This is a genomic window from Mycobacterium palustre, from assembly GCF_002101785.1.
Lineage (GTDB): Bacteria > Actinomycetota > Actinomycetes > Mycobacteriales > Mycobacteriaceae > Mycobacterium > Mycobacterium palustre.
This window is the reverse complement of sequence record NZ_LQPJ01000095.1, coordinates 1-19,413: the sequence shown is the minus strand read 5'-3', so window position 1 is coordinate 19,413 and position 19,413 is coordinate 1. Positions and strand designations below refer to the sequence as shown.

Below are 19,413 nucleotides of genomic sequence, written 5' to 3'. Positions count from 1 at the left end.
CCGCCGACCATATCAACACCGTCCGGCAGACCTGGGCGCGTCGGCATAAACAATTGCGGCCCAACCCGGTTCAGGCCTGGGTGGGGACCCCCGCGCCCTCGGTGCCCTCGGCGCCCGCGATTTCGAAGGTGAACTCGTGCTCGCAGATGCGGATGTGGTCGCCGTCGCGCAGCGCGGCGGCCGCGCGGATGCGCTCACCCTGCACGTGCACGCCGTTCGACGACCGCAGATCGTTGATGACGTAGTTGGTCCCGGTGTCGACGATGACGGCATGGTGGCGGCTGACTTTGGGGCTGTCCAGGACGATGTCGTTGTCGCTGAGACGGCCGATCCGGGTGGCGGCCTCCAGCACCGGATATCGCCGGCCCGAGGCATCGCGCAGATACGCGACCGCCTTCTCGCCGGTCACCATGGTGCGCTGATCGAGCACCGTGAGCGTGACGGCGGCGGTGGTCATGGCGTTCTTCCTGACGTCCAGCGGTTCCTGCCGCAGGACGCGGTCGTTAAGGGCGCGCAGGTTCTGCCCGGGGTCGATCCCGAGGTCGTCGGCGAGCGTCTGCTTCACACGGCGGTAGGCAGCCAGCGCGTCGGATTGCCGGTCGGTGAGGTAGTAGGCGGTGATCAACTGCGCCCACAGCGGCTCGCGGTAGGGGTACTGCGAGGTGAGTGCTTCCAGCTCGGTGATCACGGCAAAGGCGCGTCCGCAAGCGATTTCGGCCTCCGCCTTGGCGGTGTGGACCAGGATCTTCTCCTCGACGAGGGAGGTGGCGAAGGTGTCGACGAACTGAAAGTCCAGCAGGTCCTCGAGCACCCGCCCACGCCACTGGGACAACGCGGCCGACAGGTGCCGGCTGGCCTGCTCGAAGCGGCTGGCGGCGGCCGCCTGCACACCGGCGGTCTTCTCGGAAATGAATCGCCCGAGATCGCAAGCGGTTTCGGCGATGGCGAGCCGATATCCCGGCGGGGCCGCGGCCAGCACCTTTCGCGGGTCGACCCCGGCGCCGCTGAGGAGCCTGCGCAGGTTGGACACGTACGAGTGAATGCTCGCGCGCGCCCCCGACGGCGGCCAGTCTTCCCACAGGGCCGTGGTGAGCCTGTCGACGCTGACCGGGCTGTTGCGGTTCATCAGCAGCATGGCCAGCACGGCCCGCTGCTTGGGGGTGCCCAACGGCACCAGGGCGCCGTCGACGCTCATCTCCAACGGTCCGAGCAGACCGAATTGGAGACGCTGGTCCACCATGGCGCTCAACGGCTCTCCTTGTGTTGCGTCTTGTCATTGTGATACCAGCCGACCGGATTCGGTGCGAACTTTGCGGTTGCGGCTCCAAACGTGCTCGCAGCCAACGTGATCAGTGGGTCACCGCCACATTCGGAATCGGGACCTTGATGGATCCTCAACTACTTCTTGGAGACCAAAACGTGTGGAGACCAAATGACGGATGGGGGACCCGGGTAGCGGGATCCCCCATCGCAGTGGGTGTTGGCTAGGTGAGCCGGCCGGACAGTTGCGGGCAGTAGGCCTTGGTCGCGTCGACGACGAAGTAGGCGGCCTGCTTGGTGGTCAGGTCGGTCTGGCGCAGCACCTCGCGGGCGACGTCGGTGCCGGTCTTGCCGGAGTTCAGCTCGATGCACACCTGGTGGCCGTCCTTGATCGCATCCTGGGGGGAGCTGAACGAAATGCCGAGGCCCCTCATCTCGGCGATGAAGGCGTCGTCGATGGTGCTGGCCGCCGCGCCGCCGGCTGTGGCGACGGCGAGCCCGACGGCGGCGGCGCCGATGGTGGTGCTAACGGTTGCGGTGATGCGGGGAGAGAACATGTTGAATCCTTTGCTGGTGGGTTCGGCCCCTGGACTCGCTCAGCTTGGGGCCGGGCCCTTGATGGATTCTCAATAAATTCTTGGAGTCGTTTCGGCAGCGCCCGGATCAGGGAAGCCAGACGGGAGCTTGAGGCAGTACGCCTTCGGCGTCGGACGCGTTCAGGTTCGGGCCGGCCGCTTGGCGAATTCTCTACGGTCTTTCGGGCGGCCGGGTACTGCTACGCGCGGGTCATCGCGTAGTAGGCGCCGCGCCGCTCCAGCAGCTCGCCGTGGCTACCCTGCTCGACGATGCGGCCGGACTCGATTACCACGATGCGGTCGGCGTCCCGGATCGTCGAAAGGCGGTGCGCGATAATGAAACTCGTCCTGCCCTGGCGCAGCTCGCGCATCGCGTGCTGGACGAGGGCCCCGGTGCGGCTGTCGACGGAGCTGGTCGCCTCGTCCAGGATCAACAGCTGGGGGCGCGCCAGGAACGCGCGGGCGATCGTGATCAGCTGTTTTTCCCCCGCGCTGATGTTGGCGCCGTCGCCGGTGACCCGGGTCTGGTAGCCGGCCGGCAGGGCGTGCACAAACCGGTCGACGTAGGCCGCCGCGGCGGCCTCGGCTATCTCGTCGTCGCTGGCGCCGGGCCGGCCGTAGGCGATGTTCTCGGCGATCGTCCCGTCGAACAGCCAGGTGTCCTGGAGCACCATGCCGATCCGCGATCGCAGCGATTGCCTGCTGACCGTGGTGATGTCGACCCCGTCGATGAGGATCCGGCCGGAATCGACGTCGTAGAACCGCATCAACAGGTTCACCATCGTGGTCTTGCCGGCGCCCGTCGGCCCGACGATCGCCACCGTGCTGCCCGGCTCGGCCACCAGCGACAGATCGTGGATCACCGGGGCACCGGGGCGGTAGGAGAAGGTGACGTGGTCGAACTCGACGCGGCCGCCGCCCGGGGCCTGCCCGTTGGGCGGCGGCAGGGCATGCTCGGCGGCCGGTTCGCGCGGTGCCGGCGCCTCCTCGGGCTCGTCGAGCAGGTCGAACACCCGCTCGGCGCTTGCCACCCCGGATTGCAGGGCGTTGTACATCCCGGCCAGCTGGCTCAGCGGCGCGTTGAACTGCCGGACGTACTGGACGAACGCCTGGATGCTGCCGAGCGTGATCTGGCCCGTGGCCACCTGCAGCCCGCCGATCACCGCGACCGCGACGTAGCCGAGGTTGCCGACGAACGTCGTCGCCGGCCCGACCAGCCCGGAGAAGAACTGGGCGCCGAAACTGGCCCGGTACACGGCGTCGTTGTAGCGGCGGAACTGCTCGCGCGCCGCGGCCTGGTGGCCGAACGTCTTGACCACCGTGAACCCGCTGTAGGTCTCCTCGATGTGGGCGTTGAGGCGTCCCGTGCTGGTCCACTGCGCGGTGAACAGCCGCTGCGAGCGCCGCGCGATGGCCCGGGTCGCCAACAGCGAGAGCGGCACGGTCAGCACGGTGATCACGGCCAGCAGCGGCGAGATGGACACCATCATCGCCAGCACCGCCACCACGGTCAGGACCGACATCAGCAGCTGGCTGATCGTCATCGACACCGACGTCTGGACGTTGTCGACGTCGTTGGTGACCCGGCTCAGCAGCTCCCCGCGCTGGCGGCCGTCGAAGTAGGCCAGCGGCAGCCGGTGAATCTTGTCCTCGACGTCGGCGCGCAGCGCCACCATGGTGCGCTGCACGGTGAGGTTGAGAAGTCGGGCCTGCGACCAGATCAGCAGCGCGGCAACCAGATACAGGGCCAGCGCCAGCGCCAGGGTGCGCGCCACCGCGCCGAAGTCCACGCCCCGGCCCGGCACCACGTCCATCCCGGACAGCAGGTCGGCGAAGGTGTTGTCGCCGCGGGCGCGGGCCGCGGCGACGGCCTGCGCCTTGGTCATGCCGGCCGGCAGTTGCCGGCCGATGACGCCGTTGAACAGCAGATCGGTCGCATGGCCGAGGATTTTCGGCACGACGACCCCGATCGCCGTGCCGGCGATCCCCAGGGCGATCACCGTGAAGGCCAGGGCGCGTTGCGGCGCAAGACGTTTGACCAGCCGCCCTGCGGAACCCCAGAAGTCGCGCGAGCGCTTTGGCGCCGGGGTGGTCACGGCGTCCCCCCCACGCGTGCGCCCACCGACTGCGAGTCGGCGAACTCTGCATAGGTGGGGCAGCCGGCTAGCAGCGATTCGTGAGTGCCCGCCCCCACCAGCTTCCCACCGTCGACGACGATCACCTGGTCGGCCTGGGCTGCTGTCGAAACACGTTGTGTGACAATGATTATCGTGGCCGGATGCGCGCCGCCGGCCACCTCCGCCAGTGCCGCCCGCACCCGCGCATCGGTGTGCACGTCGAGCGCGGCGAACGCGTCGTCGAACAGGTAGATCGCCGGGCGGCGGATGACCGCCCGTGCGATCGCCAGCCGCTGCCGCTGGCCGCCCGATAAGTTGATTCCGCCCTGGGCCACCCGCATTGCCAGCCCGTCCTGGTGCGCCCGCACGAACCCGTCGACGTCGGCCACCCGCAACGCTTCCCACATCTCCGCATCGGTCGCGTCCGCCTTGCCGTAGCGCAGGTTATCCGCCACCGTGCCCGAAAACAGGTGACTGCGCTGCGGCACCAGCCCGATCGCCCCCCACAGCCGCTCGGTGTGGTAGTCGCGGACGTCGATCCCGTCGACGAAAACGGCGCCGGCGGTGACGTCGTAGAGCCGGCAGATCAGCGACACCAGCGTCGACTTGCCCGAACCCGTGCTGCCGACGATCGCGGTGGTGGTGCCGGGCAGCGCGGTTAGCGAGATGTCTTGCAGCACGGGTCGATCCGCGCCGGGATACGTGAAGGTGGCGCCGTCCAATCGGACCACGCCGGTGATCCCGCCCGGCGGAAACCGCGGTTCCGCCGGGTTCTGGACGGCGGCGCGGACGGACAGCACCTCCGTGATCCGTTCGGCGCACACCGCGGCGCGGGGCAGCACCACCAGCGTCATCGTCGCCATCAGCACCGCCATCAGGATCTGGGTGAAGTAGGCCAGGAACGCGGTCAGCGAGCCGACCTGCATCTGGCCGCGATCGATGCGCAGCCCGCCGAACCAGATCAGCGCGACGCTGGAGACGTTGACGGTCAGGGTGGTCACCGGCAGCATCAGCGCCTGCCAATTACCCGCTCTCAGCGCGGTATCGGACAGCGCGGCGTTGGCGCGGGCGAACCGGTCGCGCTCGAAGTCCTCGCGCGCGAACGCCCGAACCACGCGGACCCCGGACAGTTGGTCGCGCATCACGCGGTTGATGCCGTCGATCAACGCCTGCACGCCGCGGAAGAGCGGCAGCATGTGCGTCATGATCCAGTAGTTGGTCACGCCCATGACCGGGACGCTGACCAGCAGCAACCAGGTCAGGGCCGCTTCCTGGTGGATGGCCATCAGGACGCCGCCGGCGCACATGATCGGCGCGGTGACCAGCGTCGTCGCCGAGATCTGCACCAGGTACTGGATCTGCCGGACGTCGTTGGTGCTGCGCGTCAACAGCGTCGGCGCCCCGAAGCGGGCGGTCTCGCGCTCGGAGAAGGTGGTGATGTGTTCGAAGATCGCTTGGCGCAGGTCGCGCCCGAAGCCCATCCCGGTGCGCGAGCCGAAGAAGGTGGCCCCGATCGCGCACAGTATCTGTAGTGCGGTGACCGACAGCATCACCATGCCGAGCCGGACGATGGTGGCGGTGTCGCCCTTGGCGACGCCCTCGTCGATGATCGCGGCGTTGACCGTCGGCAGGTACAGCGACGCCAGCGTGCTGATCACCTGCAACACCGTCAGCACGGCCACCGGCCCGCGGTACGGCCGGATGTACTGGCGCAGCAGTGCCAGGAGCATGTGGTAACTGTCGCACATGGCAGGCTTCCCGGTCGCCAGCGCGGGGCCGAAATACCTGCTCAGGCCCGGCGTCGGCGGTTGACTCCCGGGCTGCCGCTACAGTGCATCGTGTGACCAGGACTAGGCGAGGCGCGAGAGCGCTGGCCCTTGCGGCGTCGGCCTTGGCGATTCTGATCCCGACTATTGCGGGCTGCTCCGGGTCCGGCGACAACAAGCCCGGAGCGACGGCATCGTCGACGCCGGGGAGCGGCGAGGGCCACCACGGGCCGATGTTCCCGCAATGCGGCGGGATCACCGATCAGACGGTGTCGGAGCTGACCAAGGTCACCGGGCTGGTCAACACGGCGAAGAATTCCGTCGGCTGCCAATGGCTCGCCGGTGGCGGCATTCTCGGGCCGCACTTTTCCTTTTCCTGGTATCGCGGCAGCCCGATCGGCCGCGAGCGCAAGACCGAGGAGCTGTCGCGCGCCAGCGTCGACGACATCAACATCGACGGACACGGCGGTTTCATCGCCGTCGGCAACGAGCCCAACCTGGGTGACTCGCTGTGCGAGGTCGGCATCCAATTCCAGGACGACTTCATCGAATGGTCGGTCAGCTTCAGCCAGAAGCCGTTCCCGCCGCCGTGCGACATCGCCAAGGAGCTGGCCCGTCAATCGATTGCGAACGCGAAATGACCCGACGAACCCTGCGCGCCGGCGCCGCCGTGCTGCTCGTCATCGTGTTGGTGCTGACCGGTTGCTCGCGATCCATCGGCGGCAACGCCGTCAAGGCCGGAGGCAATGTGCCGCGCAACAACAACTCCCAGCAGCAGTATCCGAACCTGCTCAAGGAATGTGAGGTGTTGACCACCGACATCCTCGCCAAGACGGTCGGCGCCGACCCGCTCGATATTCAGAGCACGTTCGTCGGCGCGATCTGCCGCTGGCAGGCGGCCAACCCGGCCGGCCTGATCGACATCACCCGGTTCTGGTTCGAGCAGGGCAGCCTGGGCAACGAACGCAAAGTGGCCGACTTTTTGAAGTACAAGGTCGAAAACCGTTCCATCGCCGGCATCGAGTCGATCGTGATGCGGCCCGACGATCCCAACGGTGCCTGCGGCGTGGCCAGCAACGCGGCCGGCGTCGTCGGCTGGTGGGTCAATCCCCAGGCGCCCGGCATCGACGCCTGCGGTCAGGCGCTCAAGCTGATGGAGCTGACGCTGGCCACGAATTCCTAGCGCGGAACCTCGAACCCCGTCAACGCGGCCCCGCGCGGTTCTAGGCCTGCCCAGCCCCCGGGCACTGTCAGCACCGCGATCGCCGACGTCGGGAACTTCGCCGAAATGCGTTCCAACAGAGCGGGATCCGCGCCCCCGTCGGCCAGGATCAGCGCCAGGGAAGACGTCGTCGGCTCGTGCCCGACGACCAGCAGGGTGCCGACGTCCTCCGCCGTCTTGTTGATCTCCTCGATCACCGCCCCCGGTGTGGCGCCGTAGAGCCGCTCGCTGTACCGCACGGGCGCGTCGACACCGGTTCGGTCCAACGTCTGCCGGGCGCGCGTCGCCGTCGAGCACAGCACCGCGTCGATCGCGGGCACGTTGGCGCGCAGCCAGGCCCCGGCCAGCCCGGCTTCCCTGATGCCGCGCGGCGCCAGCGGCCGGTCATGGTCGGCGACGCCGTCCGGGTAGTCGGACTTCGCGTGCCGCATCAGCAGCAACGTGTGCCGGTCAGTCACGGACTCACACGCTAGCCAACGGGGCGTCAGCGCTGCTACGGGTCGTCGTCGTCGTCTTTGTGGTGGAGGAGTTTTTGGGGTGCCAGTAGGTGTTGGTGCGGGGTTGGTCGTGGTCGAGGTGTGGGGGTGGGATCCATTCGGTGTCGCCGTTGGGGTTTTTGCGGGTGGTCCGGCCGTTGGGTTTGAGGATGTGGTGTTGGGTGCCGCAGGCGAAGGTGGGGTTGTTGATGTCGGTGTGGCCGCGTTGGGCGTGGTCGGTGACGTGGTGGACTTGGCTGTAGTGGCCGGGCACGGTGCAGCCGGGGGCGGCCGGCTTGGCCCACACGGCTTATCAGGTGGCGCGCGCTTGGGGGGTCAACAGGCCGCGCAGTTCTGACATGCCGTCGGGGCGTTGTCTGCCCAGGGTGAGCCCGCGGCGGCGGGCGCGGTCGTCGTCGGTGTAGGTGCCGTCGGGGTTGAGGCAATCGGCCAGGGTGGCGGCCAGCGCGGCCAATTGCTCGGGTCGATAGTTGGTGCCCCCGTCGGCCAGCCGTGCTTGGAGGTGTTGGCGGGTGGCGGGTCGATGAAGCCGGGCAACTGCTGGAAAACGTGCGGATCACCGTGACGTGGCCGGCGCCCAGTGTGCCCCGGCGTTGGGCGGTGGCGGTGGCGGCCAGCACCGGCGCCAGCGGCTCGCCGGTCAGCCCGTGGCGCGGCCCGAGGTCGGCGGCCTCGTTGACGCGTCGGGCGGCTTCGGCCCGGCTGATCAGCGCCGCTTCGGTTATCGCGTGGGCGAGCTTGCCGCCCAGCTCCTCGGCGGTCGCCTGGCGGGCCAGCGCTTTGATCACCGGATGCTCGAGGGCCGGCAGGCGCCGGCGCGGCCGCTCAACACGCTCCAGCAAGGCCAGCTGCTCAGGAGTCGTCAACGCCTCGCAATCGAATTCGGCCACCGCATCAAAGCCGGCGTCCAGGATGTCGTCCAAGGCGATCGACAACGCCTCACGATCCACACCCTGGCCAGCCATGACCCCAACCTAGCCACCCCCACCGACAACCGATCGGCAGAATTGATAGTGAAGCAAGGGATTTCACCGGACCCGGAGACCTGCCGGGCCGGGTCCCGCGTCTTGTCGGTCGGCGGTCCTAGACTTCGCGGTGCCCTGACAGACGCAACCCGAAAGGACGCCGCGACCATGCGATTCCTGCACACCGCCGACTGGCAGCTGGGCATGACACGGCACTTCCTCGCCGGCGACGCCCAGCCGCGGTATTCGGCCGCCCGCCGTGACGCGGTGGCGGGCCTGGGCGCGCTCGCGGCCGAGGTGGGCGCGGAGTTCGTCGTGGTCTCCGGCGACGTCTTCGAGCACAATCAGCTCGCGCCGCAGGTGATCGGGCAATCCCTGGAAGCCATGCGCGCCATACGGATTCCGGTGTACCTACTCCCGGGCAACCACGACCCGCTCGACGCGTCGTCGGTCTACACCAGCGCGCTTTTCACCGCCGAGCGGCCCGACAATGTCACGGTGCTCGATCGCGCCGGCGTCCACGAGATCAGGCCCGGCCTCGAGATCGTCGCCGCGCCGTGGCGGTCCAAGGCCCCGACCACCGACCTGGTCACCGAGGTGCTCGAGGGCCTACCCGACGCACCGGTCACGCGCATCCTCGTCGCCCACGGCGGCGTCGACGCCCTCGACCCCGACCGCGACAAGCCTTCCCTGATCCGGCTCGCCAACCTCGAGGCGGCGCTGGCCCGCGGCGCGGTGCACTATGGCGCGCTGGGGGACAAGCATTCGCTCACCAAGGTCGGCGACAGCGGACGCATCTGGTACTCGGGCTCTCCGGAAGTCACCAACTTCGACGACGTCGAATCGGATCCCGGCCACGTGCTGGTCGTCGACATCGACGAAACCGACCCCGCCCGCCCCGTCACCACCGAGTCCCGGCGCGTCGGCCGGTGGCGGTTCGTCACCCTGCACCGCCAGGTCGACGACAGCCGCGACATCGCCGACCTCGACATGAACCTGGACCTGATGACCGAAAAGGACCGCACCGTGGTCCGTTTGGCGCTGACCGGCTCGCTGACGGTCACCGACCGCGCCGCGCTCGACGCATGCCTGGACCGATACGCGCGGCTGTTCGCCCACCTGGGCACCTGGGACAGTCACACCGATTTGGCGGTCATCCCGGCAGACGGCGAATTCACCGACCTGGGCATCGGCGGGTTCGCCGCCGCGGCGGTCGAGGAGCTGGTCGCGACGGCGCGCGATCCGGACGCCGAGTCCGCCGCCGACGCGCAGGCGGCCCTGGCGCTGCTGCTGCGGCTAACCGATCGGGGCGCGGCATGAGGCTGCACCGGCTGGTCCTCACCAATTACCGCGGCGTCGCGCACCGCGACATCGAGTTCCCCGACCACGGCGTGGTGGTGGTGTGCGGCGCCAACGAGATCGGCAAGTCGTCGATGATCGAGGCGCTGGACCTGCTGCTCGAATCCCGCGACCGCTCCACGAAGAAGGAGGTCAAGCAGGTGAAGCCGACGCACAGCGACGTCGGCTCCGAGGTCAGCGCCGAAATAAGCTGCGGCCCATACCGTTTCGTGTACCGCAAGCGGTTTCACAAGAAATGTGAAACAGAGCTGACGATCATGACGCCGCGCCGCGAACAGCTGACCGGCGACGAGGCCCACGAGCGTGTCCGGGCGATCCTGGCCGAGACGGTGGACAACGACCTGTGGCACGCCCAGCGGATCATGCAGGCCACCTCGACCGCCGCCGTGGACCTGTCGGGGTGCGACGCGCTGTCGCGCGCGCTCGACGTCGCGGCCTCGAACTCTCAGGCCCCGACGGCGCTGTCCGGCACCGAACCGCTGCTGATCGAGCGGATCGACGCGGAGTACGCGCGCTATTTCACGCCGACCGGGCGCCCCACCGGGGAGTGGGCCGCCGCCATCTCCCGCCTGGCCGCCGCGGAAGCCAAGGTCGCCGAATGCCAGGCGGCGGTCGCCGAGGTGGACGACCGGGTGCAGCGCCACGCCGCCCTCACCGAGCAGGTGGCCGAGCTGTCCCAACGGCGCATCGACGCCGCGCCCCGCCTGTCCGCCGCGCGCGCCGCCGCCGACCGGATCGCCGAGCTCACCAACCAGGCGCGCGAGGCCAAGCTGGTCGCCGACGCCGCGGCGGCCACCAGCGCCGCCGCGGCCGCCGCCCACGCCGGCCGCGGGCGGCTACTGAGCGAAATCCAGACGCGCACAGCCGCCGTCGCCGACGCCGAGGCCGAAGTGCAGCAGGCAGCCGAGGAGCTCACCGCCGCGCGCGACGACGCCGAGGCCGCCACGACCGCCGTCGAAGAAGCCGCCGAGGCCCTCGCGGGCGCGCAACGCCGCGCCGAATCGGCCCGCCGGACCGTCGACCGGCTGGCCGACCGCGAGGAGGCCGCCCGGTTGGGCGCCCGGCTGGCCAAGATCGCGACCGTCCAGCGCGACCGCGACCGCGTCGTCGCGCAACTGGCAGAGCCCCCCCTCGCCGCCGTCACCGAGGAGGTGCTGCGGCGAATCGAAGATGCCGCGGCCGCCGTCGACCGCATCGGCGGCCAGTTGGCGTTGACGTCCGCGGGACTGGAAGTCACCGCGGCCGCCGACATCGAGCTCACCGCCGGCGACCAACGGGTGTCGCTGTCGGCGGGCCAGAGCTGGTCCATCACCGCGACCGGCGCCACCACCGTCGAGGTCCAGGGCGTGCTCACCGCGCGGGTCACCCCGGGCGCCACCACGCTGGACGTCCAGGCCAAATACGCCGCGGCACAGGCGGATCTGGCCGCGGCGCTCAAGGCCGCCGAAGTCGACGATCTCGCGGCCGCCCGCGCCGCCGACCGGCGCCGCCGCGAGCTGCAGGGCAGCCGCGACCAGTTGGCGGCCACCCTGGCCGGCCTGTGCGGCGACGAACAGGTCGACGAACTGCGGGAGCGGCTGGCCCGGCTGCGCGACGGGCAACCGACCGACCCCGAAACCGATAGCACCGCCGCCCGCGCCGAACTGGACGCCGCGGAGGCCGCCCGCGCCGCCGCGGCCGCCGCATGCGAGGAGCGCCGCCGGGCCGCGGCGGCGGCCAACGCCAAAGTGAGCGAGATCGCCACCCGCGCAAAGGTTTCCTTGAACAACCTGGAAACCCAGCGCGCCGAGCTGGACACCGCCGCCGGCCGGCTCGACCAGGAGCGGGCGTCGGTCACCGACGAGGACCTCGCCGCGTCCGCCGCCGCCGCGCTGAAGGCGGCGCAAGACGCCGAGCGACGCCTCGGAGAGCTAAACGAGGAGCTGGCCGCCGCCGAGCCCGACGCGGTAGCCGCCGAACTAGCCGCCGCCACAACGGAAACGGCGGCACTGAGCGATCGGTACGAAGCCGCCGCCGCGGCCTTGCGCCAGGTCGGCATCGAACTCTCAGTGATCGGTGGCGAGGGCCGCCAAGGCAAGCTCGACGCCGCGCAGACCGAGTGCGAGCACGCCGCCAGCGAACACGCCCGGGTGGGCCGCCGGGCGCGGGCCGCGCACCTGTTGCGCTCGGTGATGACGCGCCACCGCGACACCACCCGGGCGCGCTACGTCGAGCCGTACCGCGCCGAACTGCAGCGGCTGGGCCGCCCGGTGTTCGGGCCCTCCTTCGAGGTCGACATCGACAGCGACCTATGCATCCGCAGCCGCACTCTCGACGGCGTCACGGTGCCATACGAATCGCTGTCGGGAGGCGCCAAGGAGCAACTCGGCATCCTGGCGCGGCTGGCCGGCGCCGCCCTGGTATCCAAGGAGGACACCGTTCCCGTCGTGGTCGACGACGCGCTGGGGTTCACCGACCCGGACCGGCTGGCCAAGATGGGCGAGGTGTTCGATGCCGTTGGCGCCCAGGGACAGGTCATCGTGCTGACCTGCAGCCCCGACCGGTACGACGGCGTCAAGGGCGCGCACCGCATCGACCTCAGCGCCTGAACCAAGTGGCGCTTTGCCGTGCGCCGACGCGGGTATATCTGGCAGACGGTCTTCTCGACAGAATGGGACCATGACGGGGCAGCACCGATGACGATGACTGCGAAACGGCGCCGTCAGCAGGAAAGGCTGGCGGCGCTGCCCGGCGTGCGGCCGGTTCGTCGGCCGATTTCGCCCGAGAGCCCCGACGAGTTCGACCTCTACTACGTGCGCACCGGCCGCAAGTCCGCCCACCCGCTGGTGATCATCCCGGGCGGGCCCGGATTGGCGTCGGTGCAGATGTACCGGGGGTTGCGGCGCCGCGCCGCCGCTTCCGGCCTGGACGTCGTCATGATCGAGCACCGCGGCGTGGGGATGTCGCGCCACGACGACGACGGCGCCGACCTGCCGCCCGAGGCGCTCACGGTGAACCAGGTCGTCGACGACGTCGCCGCGGTGCTCGACGACGCCAGCGTCGACAAGGCCGTCATCTACGGCAGCTCGTACGGCACCTACATCGCGGCCGGGGTCGGCGTGCGCCATCCCGCCCGGGTGCGGTCGATGGTCCTCGACTCGCCGCTGTTGTCGCGCCACGACATCGTGATCGTGCGGCGGGCGATCCGCCGGCTGCTGCTTCGGGGAGACAGCCCCGAGACTGCCCCGCTGGCGCCCAAGGTCCGCAAGCTGGTCGACGCCGGGGTGATGACGGCGGCGGCAACCCAGATCGTCGCCACCATCTACGGCCACGGCGGCGCCACGCTGCTGAATCGGCAACTCGACCTGTTGCTCGACGGCCGAAACATGTTGTGGTGGGCGATGTCTCGCTTCACGAACATGGGCAACCTGCCGTTCCGCTACGAGGAAGACCTGGTGAGCCGCATCGCGTTCCGCGAACTCGACTACGCCGCCGAACCCGACGGCCTGCCGCTCGACCCGGCCGTTGCCGAACGCGAAGCCCGCACGCAGACGGCGACTTTTGAAGACGAGCCGTACAACCTGCCGGACGAGATGCCGAATTTCGGTTGGCCTACCGCCGTGATCTCCGGCGGCCGAGATTTGATCACCCCGCCGGCGGTGGCTCAGCGCGTGGCATCGCTGCTGCCCAGGGTGGAGCTGTTGAAGATGCCGACGATGGCGCACAGCGCCCTGGACTTTCGGGAGCCCGCCGCCCTGGCCATCGCCGCAGCCGCATTCCGCGGCGAGTTCGAGGGCCTGGCCGCCCAGGCGCCGGCGCTCGACGCGCTCCCGCCGAGGCCCGAGCTGCGCCTGCTGTGGAAGGCGATCGAGTTGGCGGCCATCCTCGAAGGCGTCCTGCCGGCCCCGGGGCCGCTGCGGCGGCGGATCAAGTGCGCATGAAACCGATCGCGGTGTAGTTCAGGTCCGCGAGGCCCACGGCGCCGAAATTGGCCAGCGTGCTGCGCACCGCGGCGTCACCCGGGGATTGGGTCAGCGGCAGGCTGAACCCCTCGGCCCAGATCAACTTGTCGACCTCGTTGGCCAGCGCGCGGGCCTTCTGCGGATCGAGTTCCTCGAGCGTGCGCTCGATCGCGGCGTCGATCTCCGGGCTGCCGATCTTGCCGAAATTGCTTTCGCCGTCGGACTTGTAGATTTGGGTCAACCCTGACAGCGGGAACGCGTCGCCCTGCCAGCCGAACTGCGCCATGTCGAAATCCCCGACGTTGATGTAGTTGCTGAAAAACCCGTTGCCGGAGCGCGCGACGAGCTCGAGCTTCACCCCGATCTGCGCCAGGCTGTGCTGGGCGATCTGCGCGAACACCTTGCTGCCCTGGGCGTCGTAGAACAGGTCGCGGATCACCAGTTGGCGGCCGTCCTTCTCCCGGAACTGCCCGTTGAGCTTCCAGCCCAGCGCGTCGAGCTCCCGCCGCGCCGCGTCCGGGTCGTAGGGAAGGACCGCGCTGTTGTCCTGGTATCCCTCCTGACCCGCGACATAGATGTGGTTGCCCAGCGCCGCCGGGTTGCTGGTCAAGCCGTACTGGACGACCTTGGCGATGGTCTGGCGGTCGATGCCCTTGGCCACCGCGACCCGCAGCGCCCGGTCTTCCAGGATCGCCCCGCGGGCGCCGTTGAAGGTGAAGTGCGACCAGCTCGGCGCGGGCGCGCGCCGAATCGAGATGCCCTTGGTGCGCCGCGCGATGGTCAGCTGGTCCACGCTGCCGATCCCCGTGGCGTCGATCGTGTTGTTCTGCAGCGCCGGCAGCCGCGCCGCGTCGTCGAGCACCAGGTAGGTGATGCTGTCCAGCCGCGGCCGCGCGCCCCACCATTTAGGGTTGCGGGTCAACGTGATTCGCTGGGTGGTGCGGTCCACCGAGGAGATGACGAACGGTCCGGCCGACGGCCCGGGCCCGTTGAGCTGGCCGGTGTTGAACACCTCCGGGGTGGCGGTCATGCTGGCGGGCAACAACATCCCGTTTCCGGCGAACATCCCGCGCCACTCGGCGTACGGCTTGGCGAAGGTCATGACGGCCTGCCGGTCGTCGACCCCGCGGGTCACCGAGGCGACGCGGTCGGCGCCGCCGGGCCCGGCGATCGCGAAGTTCTTGTCGACGCCGCTCAGGGCGTGGATCTGGCTGGCGATGTCGCGCCAGGTGATCGGCGTCCCATCGGACCACACCGCCTTGGGGTTGATCGTGTAGGTGACGACCTGAGGATTGGTTCCGGTGAGTTCGACGCTGGTGAAGAAGTCGGTGTCGACGGTCGTCGAGCCGTCCGGCCCGATGGTGAACGCCCGCGGCATCGTCGCCTTCATCATCGACGCGACCTCGGCCGAATTGCCGTCGATGTGCAGGATGTTGAAGTTGGGCGGCAAATCGCTGAGCGCCAGCCGCAGGTTGCCGCCGTCCTGCAGCGTGGCCGGATCCTGCGGGTTGACGTCGCTGGTGGTGCCGATCGACGCGTTGTTGCCGGCCGGCGCCGACAGGTCGATGGCAGGCGAGCACCCGGCCAGCGTCAGCGCTGCGACCAACACGCTCAACGCCTTTCGAGCCTGCGTCCAGCGCCTCCGTTCGCCCCGAAATGACGCTCTGAGCGCAGGCTCGGCGCCCCGAACGCACCGCCGGCTAGACATATTTCCCCGGATCCGGTTGTGGCACCGCGCTTAGCAGCCGGCGCGTGTACTCGTGCTGGGGATTGGCGAACACCTGCTCGCTGTCGCCCTGCTCGACGATGGTGCCGGCATGCATCACGGCCACCTGGTGGGCGAGGTGTTTGACCACCGAGAGGTCGTGGGAGACAAACAGATACGAAAGCCCGAACTGGTCCTGCAGGTCGAGCAGCAGGTTGATGATCCCGGCCTGGATCGAGACGTCGAGCGCCGACACCGGCTCGTCGAGGGCCAGGATCTTGGGTTGGAGCGCCAGCGCCCGTGCGATGCCGATGCGCTGCTTCTGCCCGCCGGAGAACTCGGCGGGGTAGCGGGCCGCGTCGGCGCGGCGCAGACCCACGATCTCGAGCAGCTCGGCGACGCGCGCGTTGGTCTCGTTTTTGCCGAACCCATTGGCCCACAGCGGCTCGGCGAGCAACTCGAAGACGGGCAGCCGCGGGTCCAGCGACGCGACCGGGTCTTGGAAGACGACCTGGATGTCGCGGCGCAGCGATCGTCGGCTCGCCGGGCTCAGCGTCGCGACGTCGGTGCCCAGCACCTCGATCGACCCGGCTTGCGGCGCAACGAGTTCCAGGATCTCGTGCAGGGTGGTCGACTTGCCCGAGCCGGACTCGCCGACGATGCCCAAGGTGCGACCCTGCCGCAACTCGAAGCTGATGCCGTCGACGGCGCGTACCTCGCCGACGGTGCGGCGCAACACGACACCCTTGGTCAGTGGGTACGTCTTGACCAGGTCGCGCACCCGCACCACCACCGACGAGTCGCCCTCGACCGCGGCGCGGGTTTCCGTGTCGATGCCGTAGATGTCGGCGGCGCTGCGATCGCCGACCTGGTCGGTGCGGATGCAGGCCGCCCGGTGGTCCACGCCGACCTCGACCAATTGCGGTTCCGCGGACCGACATTCGTCGATCGCCAGCGGGCACCGCGGCGCGAAGGGGCACCCCGGCTCCAGGGCTGCCAGCGACGGCGGCGCGCCGGGGATCGGCACCAGGCGGGTCCCCTGCGCGGCGTCCAGCCGGGGGACCGAACCCAACAGGCCGACGGTGTACGGCATCTGGCGCGCTCGGTAAAGGTCGGCCACGCCGGCGAATTCGACGATTCGGCCCGCATACATCACCAGCGCCCGGTCGGCGAACTCGGCAACCACCCCGAGGTCGTGGGTGATGATCAGCACCCCGGCGCCGGTGACGTCGCGCGCGGTCTTGAGCACCTCCAGGATCTGCGCCTGGACCGTGACGTCCAACGCGGTGGTGGGCTCGTCGCAGATCAACAGGTCGGGATCGTTGGCGATCGCGATCGCGATGACCACCCGCTGCCGCTCCCCGCCGGACAGCTCGTGTGGAAACGCCCGCGCCCGCCGCTCCGGCTGTGAGATGCCCACCAGCTCAAGCAGTTCCACGGCGCGCCGGCGGGCGGCCTTTTTGCCGACCCGCGGTTGGTGGACCTCGATCGCTTCGGCGATCTGGTCGCCGACGGTGTAGACCGGCGTCAGCGCCGACATCGGGTCCTGGAACACCATGCCGACCGCCTTGCCGCGGAACCGCGACAGCGCGTCGTCGTCGAGGCCCAACAGCTCGGTGTCGTGCAACCGGACGGAGCCGCGCACGCGCGCGTACTCGGGCAACAGCCCGACCACCGCCATCGCCGAGACGGACTTGCCCGATCCCGACTCGCCGACCATCGCCACGACTTCCCCGGACTGGATGTGGTAGCTGATGCCGCGCACCGCCGTCACCGGTCGGCCGTCGGCGGGAAAGTCGACCTGCAGATCGGTCACCTCCAGCAGCGGGCTCATCGGGCGCCGCCCTGCAGGCCCCCGCTGCCGGGGTCGAGCGCGTCGCGCAGGCCGTCGCCGGTGAGGTTGGCGCACACCAGGATCAAGACCAGAACGCCGGCCGGAAACAGGAACACCCAGGGGAACGTGGTCGCGGATTGGGTGCCGTTGGCGATCAGGGTGCCCAGCGACACGTCGGGCGGCTGGATGCCGAAACCCAAAAAGCTCAAGCCGGTTTCGGCCAGGATAGCCGCGGCGACGTTGAGCGCGGCGTCGATGATCAGGATCGACGCCACATTGGGCACCACGTGTCTCAGGATGATCCGGCGGCTGGGCACCCCCATATACCGTGCCGCGCGGATGAATTCGCGTTCACGTAGGCTCATGGTCATCCCGCGCACCATGCGGGAGCTGATCATCCAGCCGAAGCAGGCCAGCAGCAGCACCAGCAGCAGGATGCTCGACGACTTCTTCACCCGCGGTGTGACGATGGCGATCAGGATGAAGCTGGGCACCACCAGCAGCAGGTCGACCACCCACATCAGCGCGCGGTCGCGCCACCCCCCGAAGTAGCCCGCGACGGACCCGACCGTGGCGGCGATGCCGGTGGAAATGAACGCCACGCAGACGCCGATCAGCATCGATTTCTGCATCCCGCGCAGGATCTGCGCCAGCAGGTCCTGGCCGAGCGCGTTGGTGCCCAGCCAGTGCCGCGAGTTCGGCGGCTGCAGCAGCGCGTTGAAGTCGAGGTCGTCGTAGGAGTAGGGCAGCAGCCCCGGCAGCGCGTAGCAGCCGACGAACAGCAACACCAGCAGCGCCAGCGACGCCACCGCGAGCCGGTTGCGCGCGAACCGGCACAGCACCAGCGTCCGCCGGGAAGCGAACCCCTCGGGAGCGGAAATGCTTTGCGCCACAACGGTTTGCGAGGTTGACGTCATGACACCCGGACCCTCGGATCGAGCGCGGCGTAGATGACGTCGGAGAGCAGGCCTGCCAGCAACACCACCGTCCCGGAGAAGAGCGTGATCGCGGCGATGATGTTGGTGTCCTGCGTCGAAATGCCCTGCACCAGCCACTCGCCCATGCCGTGCCAGCCGAAGATCTTCTCGACGAACACCGCCCCGATGACCAGCCCGGCCACCCCGTAGGCGAACAGCGTGGCCAGCGGGATGAGCGCCGTGCGCAGCCCGTGCTTGAGCAGGGCGCGCCGGCGGGTGAGGCCCTTGGCGCGGGCGGTGCGAATGAAGTCCTGGCCGAGCACGTCGAGCATCGCGTTGCGCTGATAGCGGCTGTATCCCGCGGCGCCGGCCAGCGCCAGCGTCAGCGACGGCAAAATCAAGTGCCGCAACCGGTCGAGCAGCTGCGACCAAAAGCCGCCGCCCACACCGGGTGACGTCTCGCCGGTGTAGTCGAAGAGCTGCACGCCGAGGGCCCAGTTGACCCGGAGGGCGCCGAGGATCAGCAGGTTGGCGATGACGAACGTAGGGGTGCTCAGCGTCAGCAGCGCGAGCATGGTGACGACCCGGTCACTGAGCCGGTACTGCCGGATGGCGCCCCATGCCCCGGCCACGACGCCCAGCACGGTGCCCACCACGGAACCGATGACCAGCAGCCGCAGGCTCACCCCGACGCGCCGCCACAGCGTCGTGGCGACGGGCTGGCCGGTGATCGTGGTGCCGAAATCGCCGCGCACCACGTGCGAGGCCCAGTGGGTGTAGCGGATCGGGATCGGCTCGTCCAAACCCAGCGCGTGGGCCTTGGCGTCGATGACGGCCTGCGGCGGGCGGGGGTTGCGCTGCATCAGGCTGTCCAGCGGCGAGAACGCCACGGAGGTCAGGCAGTAGGTCAGAAACGACGCCAGCGCCAGCAGCACGACATAGTTCAGCAACCGGCGCGCCAGGAACCGAATCATGCCCGACCGAGCCGCCCGCGCCGCATTGGGACAGGTTATCGACCCGCCGTTCGGTCGGCAGGGTCCCGGTCGGTCGACATACCCCACCCCGCCATCGCTCGTGTGGTCGATGGGGTCGGACGCCGAAGATTACCCGTGATTTTTACCCGTGAACTCGGCGGGGCCGATGATTAAGATTCACCGCGGCACCGACCAAGGCAGGAGGCTCCCTAATGCGTTTGTCAAGCCGCGTTGGTGCTGCCGGCCGGGTTGTAGGGCTGTCGGGTGCGCAACATGGCGTG

General features: G+C 69.4%; 15 protein-coding genes and 1 pseudogene. 5 read left to right on the top strand and 11 right to left on the bottom strand.

The window, feature by feature from the left end:
• Positions 1-70: 70 nt before the first annotated feature.
• The 4 genes from AWC19_RS10970 to AWC19_RS10955 form a co-directional block, all read right to left on the bottom strand.
• Positions 71-1,240 carry a BTAD domain-containing putative transcriptional regulator gene (locus AWC19_RS10970; protein ID WP_085078093.1) on the bottom strand — a complete coding sequence of 390 codons (1,170 nt, stop codon included), beginning with the start codon at positions 1,238-1,240 and terminating at the stop codon, positions 71-73.
• Between the two features lie 244 nt (positions 1,241-1,484).
• Entirely contained in the window at positions 1,485-1,817 is a 333-nt protein-coding gene (locus tag AWC19_RS10965) for a DUF732 domain-containing protein (protein WP_085078091.1), read from the bottom strand.
• A gap of 218 nt (positions 1,818-2,035) precedes the next feature.
• Positions 2,036-3,931, bottom strand: coding sequence for an ABC transporter ATP-binding protein (locus AWC19_RS10960; RefSeq protein ID WP_085078089.1), 1,896 nt, complete (start codon positions 3,929-3,931; stop codon positions 2,036-2,038).
• Positions 3,928-5,682 (bottom strand): ABC transporter ATP-binding protein, encoded by a 1,755-nt coding sequence (locus AWC19_RS10955; protein ID WP_085078151.1) that lies wholly within the window; start codon positions 5,680-5,682, stop codon positions 3,928-3,930. The genes AWC19_RS10960 and AWC19_RS10955 overlap by 4 nt, the downstream gene beginning before the upstream one ends.
• A gap of 110 nt (positions 5,683-5,792) precedes the next feature.
• Here AWC19_RS10955 and AWC19_RS10950 point away from each other — a divergent pair, with 110 nt between their 5' ends.
• Complete coding sequence (locus AWC19_RS10950; RefSeq protein ID WP_142281115.1) at positions 5,793-6,359, top strand: DUF3558 domain-containing protein; 567 nt, start codon at positions 5,793-5,795, stop codon at positions 6,357-6,359.
• The gene (locus AWC19_RS10945; RefSeq protein ID WP_085078085.1) at positions 6,356-6,901 is read left to right on the top strand and encodes a DUF3558 domain-containing protein; all 546 of its coding nucleotides are present in this window, start codon (positions 6,356-6,358) and stop codon (positions 6,899-6,901) included. Before AWC19_RS10950 ends, AWC19_RS10945 begins: the two co-directional genes overlap by 4 nt.
• Here the strand turns inward: AWC19_RS10945 and AWC19_RS10940 are convergent.
• The 3 genes and pseudogenes from AWC19_RS10940 to AWC19_RS10935 form a co-directional block, all read right to left on the bottom strand.
• Positions 6,898-7,398 (bottom strand): SixA phosphatase family protein, encoded by a 501-nt coding sequence (locus AWC19_RS10940; RefSeq protein WP_211284900.1) that lies wholly within the window; start codon positions 7,396-7,398, stop codon positions 6,898-6,900. The two genes, AWC19_RS10945 and AWC19_RS10940, sit on opposite strands and share 4 nt — an antisense overlap.
• Before the next feature lie 4 nt (positions 7,399-7,402).
• The gene (locus tag AWC19_RS30530; RefSeq protein WP_245848900.1) at positions 7,403-7,723 is read right to left on the bottom strand and encodes a hypothetical protein; all 321 of its coding nucleotides are present in this window, start codon (positions 7,721-7,723) and stop codon (positions 7,403-7,405) included.
• A gap of 6 nt (positions 7,724-7,729) precedes the next feature.
• Positions 7,730-8,402: pseudogene (locus tag AWC19_RS10935) on the bottom strand (DUF222 domain-containing protein).
• A 168-nt stretch (positions 8,403-8,570) separates the two neighbouring features.
• Between AWC19_RS10935 and AWC19_RS10930 the strand changes: the two are divergent.
• The 3 genes from AWC19_RS10930 (at position 8,571) to AWC19_RS10920 (ending at position 13,681) form a co-directional block, all read left to right on the top strand.
• The gene (locus AWC19_RS10930; protein ID WP_085078084.1) at positions 8,571-9,722 is read left to right on the top strand and encodes a metallophosphoesterase family protein; all 1,152 of its coding nucleotides are present in this window, start codon (positions 8,571-8,573) and stop codon (positions 9,720-9,722) included.
• A complete protein-coding gene (locus AWC19_RS10925) occupies positions 9,719-12,349 on the top strand; it encodes an AAA family ATPase (RefSeq protein ID WP_085078082.1) in 2,631 nt (876 codons plus the stop codon). Before AWC19_RS10930 ends, AWC19_RS10925 begins: the two co-directional genes overlap by 4 nt.
• Before the next feature lie 87 nt (positions 12,350-12,436).
• Entirely contained in the window at positions 12,437-13,681 is a 1,245-nt protein-coding gene (locus AWC19_RS10920; RefSeq protein ID WP_085078080.1) for an alpha/beta hydrolase, read from the top strand.
• Here the strand turns inward: AWC19_RS10920 and AWC19_RS10915 are convergent.
• Genes AWC19_RS10915 through AWC19_RS10900 form a run of 4 tightly spaced genes read right to left on the bottom strand, consistent with a single transcriptional unit; the run spans position 13,668 to position 19,132 of the window.
• Positions 13,668-15,410 carry an ABC transporter family substrate-binding protein gene (locus AWC19_RS10915; protein WP_085078078.1) on the bottom strand — a complete coding sequence of 581 codons (1,743 nt, stop codon included), beginning with the start codon at positions 15,408-15,410 and terminating at the stop codon, positions 13,668-13,670. The genes AWC19_RS10920 and AWC19_RS10915 overlap by 14 nt on opposite strands.
• Positions 15,403-17,241, bottom strand: coding sequence for an ABC transporter ATP-binding protein (locus AWC19_RS10910; protein ID WP_085078076.1), 1,839 nt, complete (start codon positions 17,239-17,241; stop codon positions 15,403-15,405). The genes AWC19_RS10915 and AWC19_RS10910 overlap by 8 nt, the downstream gene beginning before the upstream one ends.
• Positions 17,238-18,158, bottom strand: coding sequence for an ABC transporter permease (locus tag AWC19_RS10905; RefSeq protein WP_085078074.1), 921 nt, complete (start codon positions 18,156-18,158; stop codon positions 17,238-17,240). The genes AWC19_RS10910 and AWC19_RS10905 overlap by 4 nt, the downstream gene beginning before the upstream one ends.
• Positions 18,155-19,132 carry an ABC transporter permease gene (locus AWC19_RS10900; protein ID WP_085078072.1) on the bottom strand — a complete coding sequence of 326 codons (978 nt, stop codon included), beginning with the start codon at positions 19,130-19,132 and terminating at the stop codon, positions 18,155-18,157. The genes AWC19_RS10905 and AWC19_RS10900 overlap by 4 nt, the downstream gene beginning before the upstream one ends.
• Positions 19,133-19,413 lie beyond the last annotated feature (281 nt).